Here is a 1,972-nt window from a genome sequence, read left to right as displayed (position 1 = left end):
TTCTCGTAACGGGCAAACAGGATGCCGCCGATACACTTCTTATGAATAAGCTTGTTAAAGCACTCTTCATCCTTAAATGAATAAACGGGAAGATCAGCCACGCGTCGGATGGAGTCGCCCGTTCCGTAGATACAGAAGCCTACCACTTTATAGTGGGAGCTGTTCATTAGCCGGACTTTCAATGCCACACTCTTATCATCAATACCATAGATCAGAATATGCATATTCTTCTTATTCAGCATATTCAGCAGGAGTTCATAAACCAGAATCAGCTGAATACGGAAGCCTACCATGGCAATAAAAGTAAGCATACCATCAAACAGTACAAAGACTATTTTCTGACTATTATGCAGTCCCGTCTGAGGCAAGAAAAGCCAGATAGCCATTGCGATACAGACAGCTTTTATCAGCGCACTTCCGGCAAGTCTCCATAATTCCTTCAACTGGGAAAAGCGGATCGTATTACGGTAGGTATGGAATAAAAAGGAACCTAAGATACTGGAAATCACAGAAATCGCCAAAATATGGAAGAGAGAAGTGATTTCTTTAGAAGTCTCCGTTATATAATGAATGCCGATAAATGACACCCAGGTACAAATCAAAGCTATGAATGTATCAATTCCTAATACAATCCAATAACTAAAATAGTTTTTCTGCAAATATTGAACAAAACGGTCAAATGCGTGTTTCATAATTTAAATACCCCAATAAATTATAAAGTCTTTTTTCAAAAAAAGTAGATTTACTATGACAATAGTTTATCGTAGATTGTGTGTAACTGAATTTTCAATGGTGAAGGCAATTGGTTTTTCAGAATCATTTGCGAACGCCTCAGAACAGTCTTCTTCTTTGCCTCATCCTCTGAATTGGCATACATAGACACACTATATCCCATCAGAAGAGACAGACACAAAGCAGCTTCCTGCTCAGCAGTCTTACCGTGATAAGGATACAGATCATTGATCTGTTCATGGATCTCTTTATTAAGTAGTGAAAGATCGTCGACACATATACAGTCCATATTCTCACCCATATGAAGCAATGTATCAACTGTTTTTTGTAGTTTTTCTATTTTCTCCTGTATGCTATTATTGAAGGTCCCCATCACCTCTTAGTTTCTTTCGCCAATTTGCTCTACATATCCGATAGGCATATCGACACAAGCGCAGCCCAACATATCCAGCCGGACAGCAATCTTACTTTTGCCATCTAACGCAACTAGTTCTCCAACCAGTCCCGTCAAAGGACCTTTGATAACACGAACTTTCTTTCCACGAGCTAATGGAGAATAATTCATACAGATTGCCTCTTCCGAATAATCGAGCATAAAACGAAAACGCGCCATCTGATCATCAGGAATCACAGCAGGCTTTCCCTCACCACGCAACACCATGTAACGGCTTACCGTGGCAAGAGTTAAAGCAGCCATCCGTTCCTTCGGATCGGCATGAACAAACACCATCATCGGAAGAAGAACTGTTTCAACTAATTTACGGCGATCACTCCATTGATGGATTTCTTGCTGGACAGGAACAAAAGTCTCAATTCCCATTTTCCCCAAATATTCGGCTACTTTTTTTTCGTGATGTATGCGAACATGTGCCACATACCAGCGTTTTAAGCACGCTACGCCCTCCCCTGTCCCATTTTTGGTCCCGAGGATGGCTGATTTCTCTTTTGTTAGAATCATGTTTTTTACCCCATATGTTTCCGTTACTTCTTAGGTAACGGAAGTGTATACAGCATAAACGAACAATGAAAAAAGGTTGAAAAGCAGCAGCAAATATGTTGTCAAGAGAGTTACATCCTAAGTAGAAGGGTATATACCAATGGAAATTAGGTATATAAGGAGTGGGCATGAAATAAGTATTTTTCATGTCTAAAGATGTTTTTACCCTATATTTTAGATAAACTAAAAAAGTGGGCTTTAATTGTTCTTATTTGTGTTTTTGTCTATCTTTGCATCAAATTT

Annotated in this window: 2 protein-coding genes and 1 pseudogene; all 3 read right to left on the bottom strand. The window is 39.3% G+C overall.

The genetic code is table 11. The features are described 5' to 3' along the window. Nucleotides 1-692, bottom strand: a pseudogene (locus HMPREF9007_RS00200) (polysaccharide biosynthesis protein); the annotation flags it as partial. A 53-nt stretch (nucleotides 693-745) separates the two neighbouring features. Beyond that, nucleotides 746-1,105 carry a UpxZ family transcription anti-terminator antagonist gene (locus tag HMPREF9007_RS00205; RefSeq protein WP_011107227.1) on the bottom strand — a complete coding sequence of 120 codons (360 nt, stop codon included), beginning with the start codon at nucleotides 1,103-1,105 and terminating at the stop codon, nucleotides 746-748. Between the two features lie 6 nt (nucleotides 1,106-1,111). Further along, nucleotides 1,112-1,690, bottom strand: coding sequence for a UpxY family transcription antiterminator (locus HMPREF9007_RS00210; RefSeq protein WP_008763896.1), 579 nt, complete (start codon nucleotides 1,688-1,690; stop codon nucleotides 1,112-1,114). Nucleotides 1,691-1,972 lie beyond the last annotated feature (282 nt).

This window comes from Bacteroides sp. 1_1_14 (assembly GCF_000162515.1).
Taxonomy (GTDB): domain Bacteria; phylum Bacteroidota; class Bacteroidia; order Bacteroidales; family Bacteroidaceae; genus Bacteroides; species Bacteroides thetaiotaomicron.
The sequence above is the reverse complement of the archived record's forward strand: the minus strand, read 5'-3'. Positions and strand labels throughout refer to the sequence as shown.

What these genes read in the sequence shown, in the direction of transcription:
- HMPREF9007_RS00205 (WP_011107227.1), bottom strand. Translation starts at nt 1,105, where the DNA reads ATGGGGACCTTCAATAATAGCATACAGGAGAAAATAGAAAAACTACAA.
- HMPREF9007_RS00210 (WP_008763896.1), bottom strand. Translation starts at nt 1,690, where the DNA reads ATGATTCTAACAAAAGAGAAATCAGCCATCCTCGGGACCAAAAATGGG.